At 60.7% G+C, this 17,750-nt stretch carries 17 protein-coding genes; 7 read left to right on the top strand and 10 right to left on the bottom strand.

Features of this window, described 5'->3' with window-relative positions; all coding sequences use genetic code 11:
• The first annotated feature begins 137 nt into the window (after positions 1–137).
• Both MESS4_RS22215 and MESS4_RS22220 read left to right on the top strand, forming a co-directional pair.
• Positions 138–422: a PilZ domain-containing protein gene (locus tag MESS4_RS22215; protein ID WP_006335759.1), complete on the top strand. Its 285-nt coding sequence runs from the start codon at positions 138–140 to the stop codon at positions 420–422.
• Positions 423–708: 286 nt separating this feature from the next.
• Positions 709–1,164 (top strand): hypothetical protein, encoded by a 456-nt coding sequence (locus MESS4_RS22220; RefSeq protein WP_036241877.1) that lies wholly within the window; start codon positions 709–711, stop codon positions 1,162–1,164.
• Between the two features lie 512 nt (positions 1,165–1,676).
• Here MESS4_RS22220 and ilvC read toward each other — a convergent pair.
• The 4 genes from ilvC to MESS4_RS22240 form a co-directional block, all read right to left on the bottom strand.
• Positions 1,677–2,696, bottom strand: coding sequence for a ketol-acid reductoisomerase (gene ilvC / locus MESS4_RS22225; protein WP_006335763.1), 1,020 nt, complete (start codon positions 2,694–2,696; stop codon positions 1,677–1,679).
• 23 nt (positions 2,697–2,719) lie between these two features.
• Positions 2,720–3,373 (bottom strand): TetR/AcrR family transcriptional regulator, encoded by a 654-nt coding sequence (locus tag MESS4_RS22230; protein ID WP_036241888.1) that lies wholly within the window; start codon positions 3,371–3,373, stop codon positions 2,720–2,722.
• A 188-nt stretch (positions 3,374–3,561) separates the two neighbouring features.
• A complete protein-coding gene (locus tag MESS4_RS22235; RefSeq protein ID WP_006335766.1) occupies positions 3,562–4,794 on the bottom strand; it encodes an NAD(P)/FAD-dependent oxidoreductase in 1,233 nt (410 codons plus the stop codon).
• A gap of 81 nt (positions 4,795–4,875) precedes the next feature.
• Positions 4,876–5,286, bottom strand: a complete 411-nt coding sequence (locus MESS4_RS22240; protein ID WP_006335768.1) for a helix-turn-helix domain-containing protein — start codon at positions 5,284–5,286, stop codon at positions 4,876–4,878.
• 137 nt (positions 5,287–5,423) lie between these two features.
• Between MESS4_RS22240 and MESS4_RS22245 the strand changes: the two genes are divergently transcribed.
• The gene (locus tag MESS4_RS22245; protein WP_006335770.1) at positions 5,424–6,317 is read left to right on the top strand and encodes an SDR family oxidoreductase; all 894 of its coding nucleotides are present in this window, start codon (positions 5,424–5,426) and stop codon (positions 6,315–6,317) included.
• Between the two features lie 282 nt (positions 6,318–6,599).
• On the opposite strand, the gene MESS4_RS22250 is transcribed toward MESS4_RS22245, so the two are convergent.
• Both MESS4_RS22250 and MESS4_RS22255 read right to left on the bottom strand, forming a co-directional pair.
• Entirely contained in the window at positions 6,600–8,519 is a 1,920-nt protein-coding gene (locus MESS4_RS22250) for a potassium transporter Kup (protein WP_006335777.1), read from the bottom strand.
• Positions 8,520–8,622: 103 nt separating this feature from the next.
• Positions 8,623–9,363, bottom strand: coding sequence for a pyridoxine 5'-phosphate synthase (locus MESS4_RS22255; RefSeq protein WP_006335778.1), 741 nt, complete (start codon positions 9,361–9,363; stop codon positions 8,623–8,625).
• Between the two features lie 110 nt (positions 9,364–9,473).
• Between MESS4_RS22255 and MESS4_RS22260 the strand changes: the two genes are divergently transcribed.
• Complete coding sequence (locus MESS4_RS22260; protein WP_006335779.1) at positions 9,474–9,896, top strand: STAS/SEC14 domain-containing protein; 423 nt, start codon at positions 9,474–9,476, stop codon at positions 9,894–9,896.
• A gap of 36 nt (positions 9,897–9,932) precedes the next feature.
• Here MESS4_RS22260 and MESS4_RS22265 read toward each other — a convergent pair whose 3' ends face one another.
• The 4 genes from MESS4_RS22265 to nthA form a co-directional block, all read right to left on the bottom strand.
• Positions 9,933–11,060 carry an ATP-dependent RecD-like DNA helicase gene (locus MESS4_RS22265; protein ID WP_006335795.1) on the bottom strand — a complete coding sequence of 376 codons (1,128 nt, stop codon included), beginning with the start codon at positions 11,058–11,060 and terminating at the stop codon, positions 9,933–9,935.
• A gap of 125 nt (positions 11,061–11,185) precedes the next feature.
• A complete protein-coding gene (locus tag MESS4_RS22270; protein ID WP_006335796.1) occupies positions 11,186–11,587 on the bottom strand; it encodes a nitrile hydratase accessory protein in 402 nt (133 codons plus the stop codon).
• Complete coding sequence (nthB, locus tag MESS4_RS22275) at positions 11,574–12,233, bottom strand: nitrile hydratase subunit beta (protein WP_006335797.1); 660 nt, start codon at positions 12,231–12,233, stop codon at positions 11,574–11,576. The genes MESS4_RS22270 and nthB overlap by 14 nt, the downstream gene beginning before the upstream one ends.
• Entirely contained in the window at positions 12,230–12,835 is a 606-nt protein-coding gene (gene nthA, locus MESS4_RS22280; protein WP_006335805.1) for a nitrile hydratase subunit alpha, read from the bottom strand. Before nthA ends, nthB begins: the two co-directional genes overlap by 4 nt.
• 418 nt (positions 12,836–13,253) lie before the next feature.
• Here nthA and MESS4_RS22285 point away from each other — a divergent pair, with 418 nt between their 5' ends.
• Genes MESS4_RS22285 through MESS4_RS22295 form a run of 3 tightly spaced genes read left to right on the top strand, consistent with a single transcriptional unit; the run spans position 13,254 to position 17,585 of the window.
• Positions 13,254–13,577, top strand: a complete 324-nt coding sequence (locus MESS4_RS22285) for a hypothetical protein (protein ID WP_006335811.1) — start codon at positions 13,254–13,256, stop codon at positions 13,575–13,577.
• Between the two features lie 56 nt (positions 13,578–13,633).
• Complete coding sequence (locus MESS4_RS22290) at positions 13,634–15,550, top strand: RiPP maturation radical SAM C-methyltransferase (RefSeq protein ID WP_006335816.1); 1,917 nt, start codon at positions 13,634–13,636, stop codon at positions 15,548–15,550.
• A 1-nt stretch (position 15,551) separates the two neighbouring features.
• The gene (locus tag MESS4_RS22295) at positions 15,552–17,585 is read left to right on the top strand and encodes a S8 family serine peptidase (protein ID WP_006335817.1); all 2,034 of its coding nucleotides are present in this window, start codon (positions 15,552–15,554) and stop codon (positions 17,583–17,585) included.
• Positions 17,586–17,750 lie beyond the last annotated feature (165 nt).

Raw genomic sequence — 17,750 nt, forward strand, 5'->3', positions numbered from 1 at the left:
GTTCTTCGTTTGAGATCTGTCAGACCGCGAAATCGCGACGCCTCCCGCCAATGATAACGCGATCTTTATCAGACGGGCCTAATTATCGTGCCGATCGCACCGCCTGATATGCGACGATCGCCTGGGGATTACTCGCGATGGCCGAAGACGAACACAGGGACAAACACCGGCAGCGCGTGCTGAAGGGCGCGACGATCCTGACCGGCGTGACCAATTCCGAGGTCAAGTGCACGGTGCGCAACATGCATGCCGGCGGCGCGGAACTGAAAGTCTCGCCCGACGCACGCGTGCCCGACGAATTCCTGCTCTATGTGCCGGTCGACGGCATCGCCTACAAGGCGGTGGTCCGCTGGCGCCGCGAGGACCGCATCGGCGTGATGTTCGCCGGCACCGAACCGAAGCCTTCCTGGCACTACGGCTGAACGGGCGAATTGCAACTTCTTCCTCGATCGATGATTCGGGCGTCAGGGCGGTACTTGCGCAACCCTGATTGCGCTGGATCTGGCATAGAATATCGCCAAGCGGCTATTGCGGTGGCTCACAAAATTCTGACGAGTCAGACTTTGGAAGGAACTAGGGCTGGTAGAACCGTTGTTTTCCACACCAACAGCTAGGGTTCACAGAAAAAACCATTGAACTTTTCCCCAGGTTAGCGCAACGTCTGAAATGCGATTCGACTCTGAGAGTATGCTGTGACATACTTTAGCCATGTCGAATGTCGCCAGTTTTCCGAATTCATCGCCAAAAGCGTCAGTTGCGAAAAAGCCATCGCAGGAAACTGTGCTGGCTGAGCAGACCCTTGCACTAGTCAAAACGCTGATTGCATCGCTCCCCGTAGTGGAAAGAGAGCTTGTCGCCCGCGAGCTTTTGAAGGTAGTGGGCACGCCCGATTCGCCTAAGGCTGGCGACGTCCTCTCCACCGTAGTGTCATTGATGAAGCGCCGCGACGAGTTCACGGTCGCGGAGGTCAGACAGCACGTGGAGGATCGAGTGGGCGCTGCCCCCAAGGAAATCTACAACGCACTTGGTTATCTGACGCGTAAGGGGCGCCTGAAACGGATCGGTTATGGCCGATATGTAGTGGACGGAGTTGGTCTCTCCACCTCCGACGATTTCGGATGCGAAATGGACCGGCATGAAGACCTGTCGGATGATGAAAGGTAGTACGAAGGCGACCGGTGTTGCCGGTCGCCTAAGAGATCGAGTGTGATGCGGTGAATGCCTAGCCAGCGGCCGCATCACAGAACCAAAACCAGAAGGAGGCGGCAAGGACCGCGAAACCTATGGCTTTAATTGCTCAGTCTAGCCGTGATTGGTTGACGGCACGTTAGTGCCGTCAACCAATCCGACTCTTCCATTTTACACGACTGAATCCAACTCACAACCGCGGCGACAATGCGTCGCGCGGAGAAAGCAAAGCTATGTCTAAGAAAAGCCCGTGGCATTCCAAAGCGTCTAACGATCGCAAGGTCTACCACGACGAAACGAAGTGCACCGAAGGGAACAACATCGAGGCCAAAAACGTCGTTTCTGGAACCGGTGGGCATCCCAAGTGTGATCATTGCCGCCGCATTAGCGGTTAGCAACGAAGCGGGGGACATGTCTCATGTCCCCCGCTCTCCAGCATACGCAGGGTGAAGCCCGAGGACGCGCAAGAAAACAAACGTGGATTTCGATCAGTTCTTGGCCTTGTCGACCAGCTTGTTCTTGGAAATCCACGGCATCATCGCGCGCAGCTTGGCGCCGACTTCCTCGATCTGGTGGCTGTCATTGTTGCGGCGGATGCCCTTGAAGCGCGACAGGCCGGCGTGATATTCCTGCATCCATTCCGAGGTGAACTTGCCGGTCTGGATGTCCTTCAGCACGCGCTTCATCTCGGCCTTGGTGTCGGCGGTGATGATGCGCGGGCCCGAAACATATTCGCCCCATTCGGCGGTGTTCGAGATCGAGTAGTTCATGTTGGCGATGCCGCCCTCATAGATCAGGTCGACGATCAGCTTGACCTCGTGCAGGCACTCGAAATAGGCCATCTCGGGCGCATAGCCGGCTTCCACCAGCGTCTCGAAGCCGGCGCGGATCAGCTCGACCAGGCCACCGCACAGCACCACCTGTTCGCCGAACAGGTCGGTCTCGCATTCCTCGCGGAAATTGGTCTCGATGATGCCCGAACGGCCGCCGCCGACGCCGCAGGCATAGGACAAAGCCAGATCGAGCGCATTGCCCGAAGCGTCCTGATTGACCGCGACCAGGCACGGCACGCCGCCGCCCTTCTGGTATTCGCCGCGCACCGTGTGGCCGGGACCTTTCGGCGCGATCATGACGACGTCGACCGAGGCCTTCGGCTCGATGAGACCAAAATGCACGTTGAGGCCGTGGGCGAAGGCGATCGCCGCGCCATCGCGGATGTTCGGCGCGATCTCGTTTTTGTAGATGTCGGCCTGCAATTCGTCGGGCGTCGCCATCATCATCAGGTCGGCCCATTTGGCGGCATCCGCAACGCTCATCACCTTGAGCCCGTCGGCTTCGACCTTCTTGGCGGTCGCCGAGCCGGCCTTGAGGCCGATGGCGATGTCCTTGGCGCCGGAATCCTTCAGGTTGAGGGCATGCGCCCGGCCCTGGCTGCCATAGCCGATGATGGCGACCTTCTTGCCCTTGATCAGATTGAGATCGGCATCGCGATCGTAATAGACACGCATCTTTCTTCCTTCCCGTTTTGAATTCAGAGGCCTTGCGGCCCGGTTTTTGCTCCATGAAGAGCGAGAAACTGCCGCGTCGCGCGGACGGCATCGCCGCCGATCGCCGCATCAGTCAATTCCAGCCGGTCGCCGAGCAGCAGGCGTATCTGCACGTCGCGGGCGACCAGCCCGAAAAAGGTGCGGAACGCCGTTTCGGCGTCCGAAAAGTCGAGAAGCCCGGCTTGCCGGCCTGCTTCCAGCACCGGCTTCAGGCGCCTCGCCAGCGCGAAGCGGCCATTCTCCAGCACGATGGCGCCGAGATCGTCCTTGCCGGAACTGGCATGGCCGACCGCCACTCGGTTGAGCGCGATCGAAGTGTCGCTCGAGATCACCTTGAGCCAGTCGGAGGCGAAGCGCTCCAGGCTCGCCGTCAGCGAGGCGAGGTCGAGCCCCTTGCCATCGACCGGCACCACCCGCACCTTCGAGGCCTGCCATTGCACCGTCGCGGTCAACAGCCCATCACGGTCGCCAAACCATTTGTAGAGCGTTTCCTTGGAGCAGCTCGCCCGTCGCGCCACGGCGGTCATGGTCAGGTTATCGCCCTCCTCGACCAGCAGGCGAAGAGCAGCGTCGAGCACGGCTTTCTGCCGCTCCGTCAGCGCTTCGCTGGTGTCGATGTCGACGCTTGCCTGCAACAAACTCTTTTCCTGCTCGATGACGGCGGCGTTCGCCCACAAGGCGTACCGTACGTTACGGTTCGGCTTATTGCGCAATCCGGTGAGCCGCGCAAGGGCTAAAGCGGAAGAATTGTGGGCGGTGCCCGCGGATTATCCCGCAACGCCTCCATGCATTCCTGCAAGCGAAGGGGCTTCGCATCTTTCGTCCATCATCCGCCAGACGGCCACTGCGCTTCCGCAAGCCCGATCCGCCTGAACGGATCGACGACAGTTCCAGCCACCATCGAAGCGAGAAACTGCGGTGCAGGCGGAATTCTGGCCACCGTCGCCACCAGCCTGTCGCGGACGAACGGCATCACGAGTGAATCCGACTGGTAGAACGGCGTCAGCATCAGCGACAGCGCCTGGAAGACCCGGACGTGCCACCGCCGTGCCACGACATAGGCCTCCAGCGCGGCATCGATGCCGCCTGTGCGCAGCAGCGCATAGTTGAGCGCCGCCGCGTCGAGCAGCGCCATGTTCGCGCCTTGCCCGAGTTGCGGGCTGGTCGAATGCGCGGCGTCGCCGATCACCGCCAGTCGGCGGCCAGCCGGCAGCTTCAGCGTGTGATGGCCGTAGCGCGCCAGCGAAAGCTGGTCGAAACTGTCGACCTGACTGGTGTACCCTTCGCATTCCGGCCACAGGCCGACCGCCCTCGCCTTCCATGCTTCGGGGCCCGCGGCCCGCACGCTTTCGACGTCCGCCGGCTTCAGGCTCCAGAAGAACGCCGCCATCTTTTCAGCGCCTGGTTCCGGCCGGCCGATCGGCAGCACGCCGATCATCACGCTCGCTTTGTCATAGCGCTGCAGCAGGGCATGTTCGTCGAAACCATCGCCGCGCCAGCCGAGCGAGGCCCAGAACGCGCCATAGGCGAGTGGCCGTTCCTCGGCTGGATCGTTGAGGCACTTGCGCAGTTTGGAGCGCGAACCGCTGGCATCGACGACAAGGTCGAACGGCCCTGCCCTTCGTCCATTGCCGCAAATCAGCACCGCCCGCTCGCCGGTCTCCAGCGTTTCGACCTCGACGCCGGTCTCGATGGGAATCGCTTCGCGCCGGACGGCGCGGAAAAGCACGCCAAACAAGGCCGCGCGATGCACAGCCACGCCGAAACGGCCGCCGCGCTGCGCATCGTAGCGCACATCGAGCACCGTGCGGCCGGTCTTGGCATCGGTGCCATGCAGGCGTTCGATGCGGCTGCCCAGCGCCATGATGTCGTCGAGCAGGCCGAGATCGGCCAGCACCGTCAGCCCGGTCGGCTGCAGGATCAGCCCGGAACCGACCGGCCTTGGCTCGTCGAACCGCTCGAAGACGGTGACCCGATGCCCGGCGCGCTTCAGATAAAGCGCGGTGGCGAGCCCCGCCGGCCCGGCGCCGGCAATCGCGATATCGAGAGAATTGCCCATGGCCCGCCGAATCCCGCCCAGGCCGGACAATCCTTCAGCGCCGTCGCCAAAGCAAGCCGCCACTCCTGGCGGCGACCCGGTTCAGGCCTGGGTGGCGTCGAAGACGGCACGCGCGCCGCGCACCGCTTCATGATTGAGTTCGGCCCACTGGATCAGCTGCTGCAAAGGCCCGAACATCGAACGTCCGAGGTCGGTGAGGCTGTATTCGACGCTGGGCGGCTTGGTCGGGAACACCTGGCGATGCACATAGCCGTCGCGCTGCAGATCGTGCAGCGTCTGGGTGAGCATGCGCTGTGAAATATCAGGGACCAGCCGCCGCAATTCACCGAAGCGATACGGCTTCTCCGCCAGCGCCATCATCAGCAGCGAACTCCATTTGTTGCTGATGCCCTGGATCACATCGCGAACCGGACAATCGGCAAGGTTTCCGCCACCGCTACCCGCTTTGTAGATCTCGAGCTTCGTTCTCAGATTGACGATGCTGCTGTCCATCGCTGGTTCCCTGCGTGTGCCTACTTCCCGCAAAACTGCCTTCTTTACGAAGGTCGGTCAATTCCTATTTTAGTGCTGCTCTCTTTTTGAGACTTATCTAGGCACCCGCCGCTTTGGCGCAACGTCAGGACCATCCCATGACCGAAACCCTTCTCGTCACCGGCGCCTCCGGCCAGCTTGGCCGCGGCGTCATCCATCATCTGCTGGACACGCTCAAGATTCCGCCTCAGCGGATCATCGCCGCTACCCGCAATCCGGCAAACCTTGCCGATCTGGCGGCGCGCGGCGTCGCCATCAGGACCGCCGATTTCGACGACACGGCGTCGCTGGCCAGCGCATTCAAGGGCGCCGACAGGGTTCTGATCATCTCGACCGGCGAAATCGACCTCGTTCACGGCAAGCGGCTGAAGCAGCATCAGAACGCGGTCGCCGCGGCTAGGCAGGCCGACGTGTCGCATCTGCTCTACACCTCGATGCCCAACCCGGAGCCGATATCGCCGGTGCTGTTTGCCGGCGACCACCACGGCACCGAACAGGCGATCAAGGCGAGCGGCATCCCCTATACGATCTTCCGCAACGGCTGGTATCAGGAGAACCTGTTCATGTCGTTGCCGCACGCCATTGCCTCGGGGCACTGGTACACATCGGCGGCCGAAGGGCGCATCGCCCATGGCGCCCGCGACGACATGGCCGCGGCAATCGCAGCAAGCCTCGCTTCGGGTGCGTCCGAAAGCAAGACCTACACGCTGACCGGCCCGCAGGCCTATACCGTTGCCGAGATCGCCGCCCTGGTGACCGAGGTCACCGGCAAGCCGCTTGAAGTCATTCAACTGCCGGACGAGGCCTTGACCGAAGGGGTGAAGGCAGCAGGCATTCCCGAGGACTTCGCCCGCATCATCGTTTCCTTCGACGCCAACACACGCTCCGGCCGCATCAACATGGTGACCGATGCGATCGAGACGCTTTCGGGCAAAAAGCCGCAATCGCTGAAACAGTTCCTTGAGGCGAACAAGACTGCGCTGGCCGGCTAAACTAGAACAAAGATGAATGCACTGTTGCGGTGCAGAACTTTCCAAGGCCGGCGGGACAGTACCCCCCTCTGTCCTGCCGGACATCTCCCCCGCAAGGGGGGAGATTGGTAGCTTCAGCGCCTCGCCTTTCCGTCAACGCCGGAGATTGGCGACGCCCGACGCGACATCCGATCTCCCCTTGCGGGGGAGATGTCCGGCAGGACGGAGGGGGTGGGAAGGATCGCTACAGAACCGGTTTTATTCCGCCGCTGCATTCAATCTTCGGCCACTGTCACGGCATGCCTAAATCGCCACCTGCGTTCCGATCTCGACCACGCGTCCGGTCGGGATCTGGAAATACTCCGTCGCATCCGCCGCCGTGCGCGCCAGTCCGATGAACAGCTTGTCCTGCCACACCGGCATGCCGGAATTGGGCGACGCCTTGAGCGAACGCCGCGACAGGAAGAACGACGTGGTCATGATGTCGAACTTCCAGCCCTGCTTGCGGCAGATCGCCAGCGCACGCGGAATGTTGGGCTGCTCCATATAGCCGAACGTCAGTATCACCCGCATGAACAGATCGTTGATCGTCTCCATCTTGACCCGCTCGCTATCGGGGACGGTGGGCTGCGGCGCCGTCACCACCGACAGGATGACGTTCTGCTCGTGCAGCACCTTGTAGTGCTTCAGGCTGTGCATCAGCGCGGTCGGCGCGCTCAAGGGATCGCTGGTCAGGAACACGGCCGTGCCGGACACGAGCTGCGGTTTCTTCTTCAACAGATTGCCGGCAAGGAAATCGAGCGGGATCTCGTTGCGGCGGGTCTTGTCGAACAGATAGCGGCTGCCGCGTACCCAGGTCCACATCGCCAGCACGACCGTGAAGGCCACCGCCAGCGAAGCCCAGCCGCCTTCGAACACCTTGACGATGTTGGAGGCAAAGAAGCCGACATCGATGAACAGGAACAATGCCGTCAGGCTTACCGCCACCCAGAGCTGCCATTTCCAGATGCGGACCATGATGACGTAGAGCAGCACCGTCGTCACCAGCATGTTGCCGGTCACCGAAATACCATAGGCCGAGGCCAGCCTGCTGGATTCGCCGAAACCGACGACCAGCAGCATCACCACCAGCGCCAGCAGCAGATTGACGCGCGGCATGTAGATCTGGCCGGACTGTCTTTCCGACGTGTGCAGGATTTCCAGCCGCGGCAGCATGTTGAGTTGCACCGCCTGTCTTGTCAGCGAAAAAGCGCCTGAGATCACCGCCTGGCTGGCGATCACGGTCGCCGCCGTCGCCAGCACCACCATGGGAATGAGCGTCCAGCCCTCGTTCATCTCGAAGAAGGGATGGCCGACGACACCGCCATTGGCCAGTACGAAGGCGCCCTGGCCGACATAGTTGAGCAGCAGGCAAGGGAACACGATCGCCAGCCATGCGAGCACGATCGGTTTGCGGCCGAAATGGCCGAGATCGGCATAGAGCGCCTCGGCGCCGGTGACGGCGAGGAAAATGGCGCCGATCGTCACGAAGGCGACGTCTGGTGAATTGATCAGGAAGGCGACGATGTAATGCGGGCTGATGGCCAGCAGGATTTCAGGGTCGTCGACGATTTGATTGATGCCCGACAGGCCGATGGCCAGGAACCAGACCGCGGTGATCGGGCCGAAGATCAGCGCGACGCCGCCGGTGCCGAATCGCTGCACCGAAAACAGGATCGCCAGGATGACCAGCGTCAGTGGCACCACATAAGGCTGGAACGCCGGTGTAACGACGTTCATGCCCTCGACCGCGGAAAGCACCGAGATCGCCGGCGTGATCACGGCGTCGCCGAAAAACAGGGAAGCGCCGACGATGCCTATGGCGAGTATCACCGCCGAGCGGGTCGGAAAACTGCCGCGCGCCAGCGCCATCAGCGACAGCACTCCACCCTCGCCGCGATTGTCGGCCCTGAGCACGAACATGATGTATTTGATGGTGACGATGATGGTCAGCGACCAGATGATCAGCGACAGCACGCCAAGAATGTCGCCGCGCTCGGCGACATTGCCGCCTGCCGACGCACGCAACGCCTCGCGGAACGCATAGATCGGGCTGGTGCCGATATCGCCGTAGACCACGCCGAGCGCGCCCAGCATCAGAACCTTGGTGCTGTGCTGTTCGATCTCAGGATGGCTCGATTGTTCGACGGTTTCTGCCTCACTACCAGTGTTGGCAAGGGCCATGGACGACACTCCGATAAGCGCGCGGTGCTCTACGCTTGCTGCGATGCAATATCAAGTGCCGCCGCGCAATCGCTTCCAAGCGGGTAACGCAAAGCTGCCATCTCTACCACCCGCAGGCCTTCAGAAACCGCCCCACCGTGCCGGCCATGCCATACTCCAATGCGTCGGCTGTCAACCCGTGCCCGATCGATACTTCGGCCAACGCCGGGATGCGCTTGGCCAATGCCGGCAGGTTCGCCACCACCAGGTCGTGCCCGGCATTGACCTGCAACCCGGCGGCAAGTGCGGCATCCGCGGTTTTCCCCAGTCTGTCCAGCTCTTTCGCCGCCTTTGCCGAATCGGAATGGTAGCTGCCATAGGGGCCGGTATAGAGCTCGATACGGTCGGCCCCTGTGTCGCGCGCGGCCCTCATGCCGTCCGGATCGGCATCGGAAAACAGCGATACGCGAAAGCCTCCCTTTTTCAGACGCTTGACGATCGGAGTGAGGAACGGCGCATCGGCGACGAAGTTCCAGCCATGGTCCGAGGTGGCCTGGGCAGGGTCGTCCGGCACCAGCGTCACCTGCTCCGGCTGGTGCTTCTCCACCAGCGCCAGGAAATCCTCGCTCGGATAGCCCTCGATGTTGAATTCCGCCTTGGGGAACTCGTCGTCGATCAGCGCCCTGATTTCCGGCAGGTCGGAATGCCGGGTGTGCCGCTCGTCGGGCCGCGGATGCACCGTGAGCCCATGCGCGCCCGCCGCAAGGGCAAGGCGCCCGAGCCCGATCACGCTTGGCCATGGCAGATCGCGCCGGTTGCGCAGCATGGCAATGGCGTTGAGGTTGACGGAGAGCTTTGCGGGCATTTTACGGGTCCGGTCTGATCTTGGCGCGCATCTATACCGTCTTTGACGGGAACAGACAGGGGGTTTTCGGTGTTCCAAGGAGAACGATTGCGTTTATCGAAGGAGGTTCCGTGAATTTTCTCGACGCCGTGCCGGCTATCCGCCGTATCGACACCAACCGCGACGACCTTTTCGCCTTCGATGTCGTCGGCCACGTCGCCGCGGCCGACGCGGAGAACCTGTTCGGATTGCTGGAGGCGGCCTATGCGCTGCACAATAGGATAGATGTGCTGGTGCGTCTGGTCGACCATGACGGCGTCGACTGGCGCAACCTGTCGGACGAGACGATCGAACAGGGCACGGCTGATGCCGTGGCGCATATCGGCCGCTGCGCGGCAGTCGGCGAGCCAAACTGGATACCGGGCGCAGAAGGCATCCTGCCTGCCTCCGTGCCAATCGAATTCAGGCATTTCGAGGCCGAGGACGAAGCGGCCGCCTGGGAATGGCTGGCTGCCACCCCGATCAGTCCGCCCGCGATTCCGGCAAACTCATGATGCCGGCAAAATCATGATGATTGACGCTGGATCATCCTATCTGACGATGGTCAGCCGTTCGGCGGCGCGCGTGATCGCCGTGTAGAGCCAGCGCTGGCGGGTTTCCTTGAACGCCCAGCTTTCGTCGAACAGCACGATCTCGTTCCATTGCGAGCCCTGCGCCTTGTGCACGGTAAGCGCATAACCATAATCGAAATCGTCGAAGCGCTTTTTCTGCTGCCAGGGAATATCGGCGTCCGGATCCTCGAACGCCGCCTTGAGCAGCTTGATCTTGGCGACGCCGCGGTCCGGATCGTCCTCCTCTGGCGAGACCAGCAGGTTGATGCCGGGCTTCACTGTCTCGCGCGACGAAGTCATCACCTTCCACAGCGAGCCGTTGAGCAGCCCCTTGGCGGGATCGTTGCGCAGGCAGACCAGCTTGTCGCCGGCCTGCGGGTAATCGGCATTGAACCCTTTCAACTCGCGCAGCCGCTGATTGTAGCGCCGCCGCGTGCGGTTGGTGCCGACCAGCACCTGGTCCGCCTTCAGCACCAGCTCCTGGGTGACGTCCTCCTTGCCGATCACCTGCGCCGTGCCGTAGTCGCCGCGCATGAATTCGCGGCCCTCGCGCACGTCGAGGGCCAGCCGGATGATCGGGTTGTCGCGCGCCTGCCGATGGATCTCGGTGAGCAGGACATCCGGCTCATGGTCGGTGAAGAAGCCGCCGCCCGAGATCGGCGGCAACTGGCCGGGATCGCCGAGGACGAGGATCGGCGTGCCGAAACTCAAGAGGTCACGGCCAAGCTGTTCGTCGACCATCGAGCATTCGTCGATGACGACGAGCTTGGCGCGCGAGATCGGGCTTTGCCGGTTGAGCGAGAAGGTCGGCGACATCGAGGTCTTGCCGGTCACCTCGTCCGCCACCGATTCCTCGCCCTTCGGCCGGTAGATCAGCGAGTGGATGGTGCGGGCATTGACCGCGCCCTTGGAACGCAGCACCTGCGCGGCCTTGCCGGTGAAGGCGGCGAATTGCACCTGGCCGTCGACATGCTCGGCGAAATAGCGCGCCAGCGTCGTCTTGCCGGTGCCGGCATAGCCGAACAGCCGGAAGAGCTGCGGCCGCCCGGTCTTGAGCCAGCCGGCAACCGCCTTCAGCGCCTCATCCTGTTGGGGGGAGAATTCCATCAGAGCGAGAGACCGGATTCGCAGGACAAAGACAAGATAGCTGCCATCACCTCGATGCTATCGGTGGACAAGGCTAGCAGGAGTAAACCAGAACGTAAAGGGAACAAAGGCTGATTGACCACGACCTATCCGGTCTGGCCGCCATAACCTTCGGTCGGGTCGACACGACCTTCGGTCGGTCTGGGATCATTCTCCAGCAGGATCGGCTTGCCATGCGGCGTTGCATGCGCCGCGCGTCCCCAGGCGGCGGCCAGCGCATCGACATCGCCCTTGCCGGCAACGCCCTTGGCCGACAGCAGCCTTTCCAGCGCCGCCAGCCAGTGTTCGTAATAGTCGTGGCCGTCGCTTGCCGCACCGGGCTTCTTCAGCTCGGCGGACAAAGCATCCGCCCATTCGCTCCAGGAAAACAGACCCCTGTCGTGCAATGCCACCGTCATGGCGAAGGCCTCTGCTTGCCATGGCTCGGCGAACACCGGCTCGTCGAAGCCAGCCGGCAATTCGGCTGTTGCCGCCTCAGGCCGGCTCAAGATAGCTTTCCCAGGCATCGATCGACACAGTCAGCGTCGGGTCGGCCCCCTCGCCCCAGATCTCGGCGCCGTCGAAAACCACTGTATAGACCCATTGCGGGTTCTCGCCCTGTCCATGCGCATTGCTATCGGGAAACACGAAGCCATCGCGGACGGCTTCCACGGTCCCCTGATTGCCGCGCGCGTAGCGCGGCAATCGTGTATGGCCGGTCGGATGAAAGTTCTTCGTCCGCACGCGGTCACCCGCCCTGAAGCGCGCCGGCGCCGAAACCGGCCGGTCGCAAGGGCCGCCCTTGGCCAGCACCGCTGGCACGTTTTCCGCCTTCAGCACGCGCTTGGGTGTCGCAGCCGGGTCAATCGCCCTGCCCGCGGCCAGATCGCGGTCGCTGACGAAACCATGGCGCTTGAGCAAGGTTTCCAGCGCCTTGATCCAGATCTGGTAGTAGCTCGAGGCATAGTAGTCCGCCGGGCGCAGCGATTCCCTTGCATGCCGGCTCTCATCGATATTCCACGCCCCCATGGCGCCGGCGGTAAGCGTCACACCCAGCGCTCGCCTTTCCCAGGCAGCATGGAAATACGGCTCGTCCTTTTCGGGCGCGACCGGTCCGAACCCCATCTGCCCGCCGAGATCATGCGGTCCGTTCATGCCGGCTCTCGCGCCAATGCCGTACCGATCATCGCATCGCGGCTCACAAGATCCGCCAGCCGTTCCTCGCTCCAGCCCTGCGTGCCATCAGGCCGCATCGGCACGACCAGGTAACGCAGCTCGGCGGTGGAATCCCATACCCGGATTTTTGTCGTCCTTGGCAGCGTCAGCCCGAATTCCTCAAGCACCCCGCGCGGATCGATCACCGCCCGCGAGCGATAGGGCGGCGCCTTGTACCAGACCGGCGGCAGGCCGAGCACCGACCACGGATAGCAGGAGCACAGCGTGCAGACGACGAGGTTGTGCGTCTCCTCTGAGTTGAACACCGCCTGCATGTGCTCGCCTTGCCGGCCGGTATAGCTGAGCGATTCGATCGCCGCCGTCGCGTCGCTTTTCAGCCAGGCGGCGTAGTCAGGATCGCTCCAGGCCTTGGCCACCACCCGTGCGCCGTTGCGCGGGCCGATTTTCGTCTCGTAGGTGTCGACGATGACGTCGATGGCAGCCGGATCGATTAGGCCCTTCTCGGCGAGGATCGTTTCCAGCGCGCGCACCCGCGCGGCAAACGGGTCGAGGTCGTTGTCGTGGTCATGATCGTGTGCCATGGCCGCAAATTACGACCACTGACATCCGGCCGCAAGCGTGACGGCTAACGCGCTGAATTCATTGCTCCAGTGTGCTTACAGTCAGCTGTCGTGCGACGAGGCTTTTCGATGCGGCGGGACGGGATGATGATGGCAGCACGAAAGGAATGAACGTCGCAAATCGTTTGGGAATCAAATATATGGAGAAAAATTCTCGATCTAGAAGTTTAAATGCAGCAACAACCCGGCATCAAATAAATATATTTTGCGCAAAATCCAAAAACTACAATAATAATATTAAATTTATAATAAATATAGCGGGCGTCTATGCTGTTGACAGAACAGTCACATGAGAGCAATCTCACAAAGCAGCTGATTATTTTAAAATGCAGCTCGCAATATCGCGGAACTATGCAAAAAACTCATGGGAGACAAAGCGATGGCTGACCAAGCTGTTACTCAAGCCGATTTGGCGAAACTGGCAAAGAAACTTGACGAAGTGGCAGATGTCCTGACGGACAAGGAAAGGACCTTGCTTCTGGCGGTATTCAAGCTGGCCGGAGAAGCCATTGCCGCTCGTGTGCAAGGCGCACCTTCAGACGGCGAGAAGGAAAGCGGCTCGATCCGGGCATCGGCAGCGCGCAGCACTGTGCTTTCAGACGGATTCAAGGGAGCTTTCCAGTCCATCGGAACAGCAGACTTCAACCTCCGCAGCGGCATCGAGGATGTTGCCAGCGGTGTGGGCATTGGAGTTGTTTGGTAGTCACAAGACGATCCGTTTTGCGTTGTCTACAGCCCACCAGCGGCGGAGTGATGCGCATGTTGTCCGCACTTGCGACCTGCTACAACACAAAGCCCAGCGTGACCCCAACGGAACGTGAGAGTCGGCAGGAGTGGCCGGTAGCGTTAGTCACCACACCATTCGTTTCTTGCTACCGGCCTTCCCTCCAACTTGGACTGTTGAAGGCAATCGCCGACAGGCACGGCTTCCCTGCAACCACCCTCCATCTAAATCTCGATTTCGCGCAGGCAATTGGCGTCTCGCTTTATGAACAATTGGTCCATCATCGGGGCCGCCTGTTCGGCGAGTGGCTATTCTCGCTTCAGGCGTTTGGCGAAGATGCCCCGGATCCGGACGGAGAAATGCTGCGGCGCTTTGGCACCGAAGCTGGCCTCCTGTTGACCGATTTGGGCCTTACCGCTGATCAACTTGTCAAATTGCGCCACGTCGAAGTACCAAAGTACCTGAGCGACCTCGAGAGCAGCGTCGATTGGAGCCAATTTCGCGTCGTCGGATTCACCTCGACCTTTCAGCAAAACACGGCTGCCTTCGCCTTGGCAGCTCGCATAAAAGCGATGCACCCTTCCATAATCACGCTTTTCGGTGGGGCAAATTTTGAAGGCGAGATGGGTCAGGAGCTGGTACGCTCGGTTGCCGCCGTGGACTACGCGATCAGCGGAGAGGCGGATGAGTCGTTTCCAAGGTTCCTGGAAGCGCTAGCGAGTGGCAATGACCCGATGTTGGTGCCGGGAGTTCTCTCCAAGGAGACTCCAACCGGGGCGACCGGGATTGCTCAGCAGCCGTTCGACGACCTGAACGGCCTCCCCGTTCCTGACTACGATGAGTACTTCGCGCGGGGGATAGCGAAGGGCCTCGTCTCCGACGTATCGAGACGCCTGGTCTATCTACCTTTTGAGAGCGCCCGCGGCTGCTGGTGGGGACAGAAACACCACTGCACCTTCTGCGGGCTCAACGGTTCGACGATGAAATTTCGCTCGAAATCGCCGGAGCGGGTTCGAGATGAGCTCGCGACAATGTCAGAGGCATATGGCGGCTTTCGTTTCGAGGCCGTCGATAACATCGTTGATCAGCAATATCTGAACACCCTGTTTCCGCATTTGGCGCAGGTCGGAAGCGACTATGAGTTCTTCTACGAGGTCAAATCGAACCTCACCAAAGACAAACTTCGTGTTTTGCGTGACGGAGGCCTGCGACGCATTCAGCCAGGGATAGAGTCCCTCGACAGTCGCGTCCTCAAGCTCATGCGAAAGGGTGTGACAGGCATCCAAAATGTGAATCTGCTGAGGTGGTCACTGTACTATGGAGTTGATGTTGGCTGGAACATCATTTGGGGATTTCCAGGTGAGCATGCCAGCTTCTACGAAGATCAACTTGTGACGATGAGGCGGGTGAGGCACCTGCAACCGCCGACGGGTGCTGGGCGTATCTGGATGGAGCGGTTCAGTCCCATCTATACCGACCGAGTTTCCTTCCCGAGCAAGTTTGTAAAACCTGAAGCCAGCTACGCCTACGTCTACCCAGAGACATTCGACCTCGCGAAAATTGCGTACTTCTTTGACTACGAGCTTGAGGACTCGCTTCCAGACCGAGCGTACGAAGAGACGCGGACGGAGGTACGGCGTTGGCAGGAGGCGTGGAAAGCGCCTCGCAGACCCTCTCTTACTTTCTGGTCGTCACCGAACTTCATCCAAATCGAAGACCTCCGAAGCGATGGTGACGAGGGCATCTACAAATTCCATGACGCGCTGGCACAGATTTATGTCGCGGCGAGTGACCGCCCTGCCACCGCGACCCAGATAATAGCGAAGCTTGGCCTCCCCAACTCATCCGATGAAGTTGAAGCAGCCCTGCAGGAGTTCGTACGGCTGGGCCTGATGATGTCGGAAGGTTCGGTGTTCCTGAGCCTGGCGTTACCGGCGACGAGGAACCGCTAAGTTGGCCGACTTCCTAAAAATCGACGATGCGACGCGCGCCCAGCTTGTAGGACTGCTCGGCGTCTCGGAAGACGTTGCCGACCAGATCGTGGCTACGAGACCTCATGGCAGCAAGGCTGACCTGGACTGGCTGCCAGCGCCGGCGAGTGCACGCATCAGCGACCGGTTGGAGATTGAGAAGTTTAATCTGAACGAAGCGACCGTCGAACAGCTCATTCAATTATGTGGGCTCCCTGAGCCGATTGCATCCACCATTGTCGCAAATCGCCCCTACTATTTGTCCTTGGAGCTTCGCCACCTCGAGGGTGTCGACGCAGAAGCATTCGATGCCGTTACAACTGTCTTCACGGTAAGCTCCCTCACATATGTCGACAAACTTACTGGAAAGTCAGTTGATCTACGAGCCGATAGCTCCGAGGTGCTGGTGCGCCTCAAGAGCCAAGATTCGGAGAGTGCCGAGTCCTTGGCGAGTAGAAACTCCCTGAGGCGTATTTCAGGGGGCAGCGGCCGGAATGACTATCAGGTCTATGCGGTATCCCAAGGCGAGACCGGCGTCGGTGCAATCAGGAAGCTCAAGCTGGATAGGGCTGTAGACAGAGTTGTGCCCGCGTTTCGCAACGCTGAAGGAGTCGCCCAGTTTATCGACCCTGAATTTTGCGTGGTTCAGTTCAAGGATGGTGTCACGCCTCAAGAGCAGAATACGGTGATCGCCAGTGCGGGCCTCACGATCGACGAACTCCACCGCACGCCGGGGCTTATGACGCTTAGAATGCGTTCCGCGGCAGATTCTCCGAGGAAGATCATTGAAGCGGTGAAGGTGCTCAACGCTTCGTCGGCGGTCGCTTTTGCCGAGCCGGGCTTCATAGCGGTGAATGATAGGGAGGGCGCGAAAAAAAAAGCCGCAAAAAAAGCGAGACCGAGTGACGACGCCGAAAGCGGGAGTCTCGACTGGAATTTATCACTCTTGGGCTGTGAAAACGCTTGGCTCGTGGAGATGGGTACACCCGACGTCGTGATCGCCCTCATCGACTCTGGTATTGATTTGAACCACCCTTCCCTGGCCGACGGGTACCTGCAGCGAAGCCAGGGTGAGAGCTGGAATTTCGAGGACGACAGCGATCCCAACCCGACGGACATTGACGGCCATGGGACCTTTATCGCGGGCCTCCTCATTGGAAACGGCCAATCAGGCATCCACGGCATCTGCCCGGGTTGTCGCATTCTTCCTTTGAGGGTGCCTCTCGCTGGGGCGTCGCTCAGCTACGCCAGGCGTCGTGACGCGATATTGTACGCCATCAACTCTGTCGCGCCGCCAACAAAGCTCATCATTAGTATCAGTTGGAAAACGACCGGTGACGTGGGCCTCATACGGGACGCAATTGCGCAGGCGACTCAACGGGATGCGCTGGTTGTCTGCTCCGCGGGAAACTGGCCGATGTCCTACAACGAGCCTCATTATCCGTCTGACTACGGCGATGTCTTGTCGATCGCCGCAGTCGGCGCAGACAAAGGGCCCGCTGATTATTCATTTTTTGGCGATAAAATCGACCTTTGTGCGCCCGGCGGGAGCGGCACTGCTGCAGACCAGGGAAGCAATATCAAATCCGCGGCTATCGGCGGCGCGGTCACGTATGATTTTGGCACGTCATTCGCCGTCCCCCACGTTGTAGGGGCAGCCGCCCTCTTGTTGTCCCATCGATCCGCCCTCGACAGGCAGCGGGCAAGGGAAATTCTAGAGGCGAGTGCCGAGCCTCTTGACCAGGCAGGTACCGGGAGAGGCTTTGCAAGAGTTGATTTGGCGTTGGACGCTGCCACAGGGAGCGATGAAGGGCCTGTAGTTAATCCCGTGACGAGCGACGGACTCATCATCATCAATGAATGGAGTGAGAGTCGCCTACGCGACACTTTTCTTTTGCTGCCAATTTCGATCCGCATAATCATCGCTCGTCGACCGTTCAGTTCGCTTGAGGAAGTTCGCGGCATACTGGGTGTCTCCGCCGCCCAGTACGAACAGATAGCGACCTACGCTGAATAGAGGTCGACCAAGCAAGACTTGCTCTTCGCCGGCCGCAAGCGCGACGCCTGGAGCGGTTCAGCGATTAAGAGAATCGCTGAACCGCTCTAACTATTTGTTTTTGCGCAATTCCGGACGGAAAACCGTTGCACACTTTTCCGGGAATTGCCTCAAGGCCAGCAAGAC

Source organism: Mesorhizobium sp. STM 4661, assembly GCF_000359125.1.
Taxonomy (GTDB): Bacteria; Pseudomonadota; Alphaproteobacteria; order Rhizobiales; family Rhizobiaceae; genus Mesorhizobium.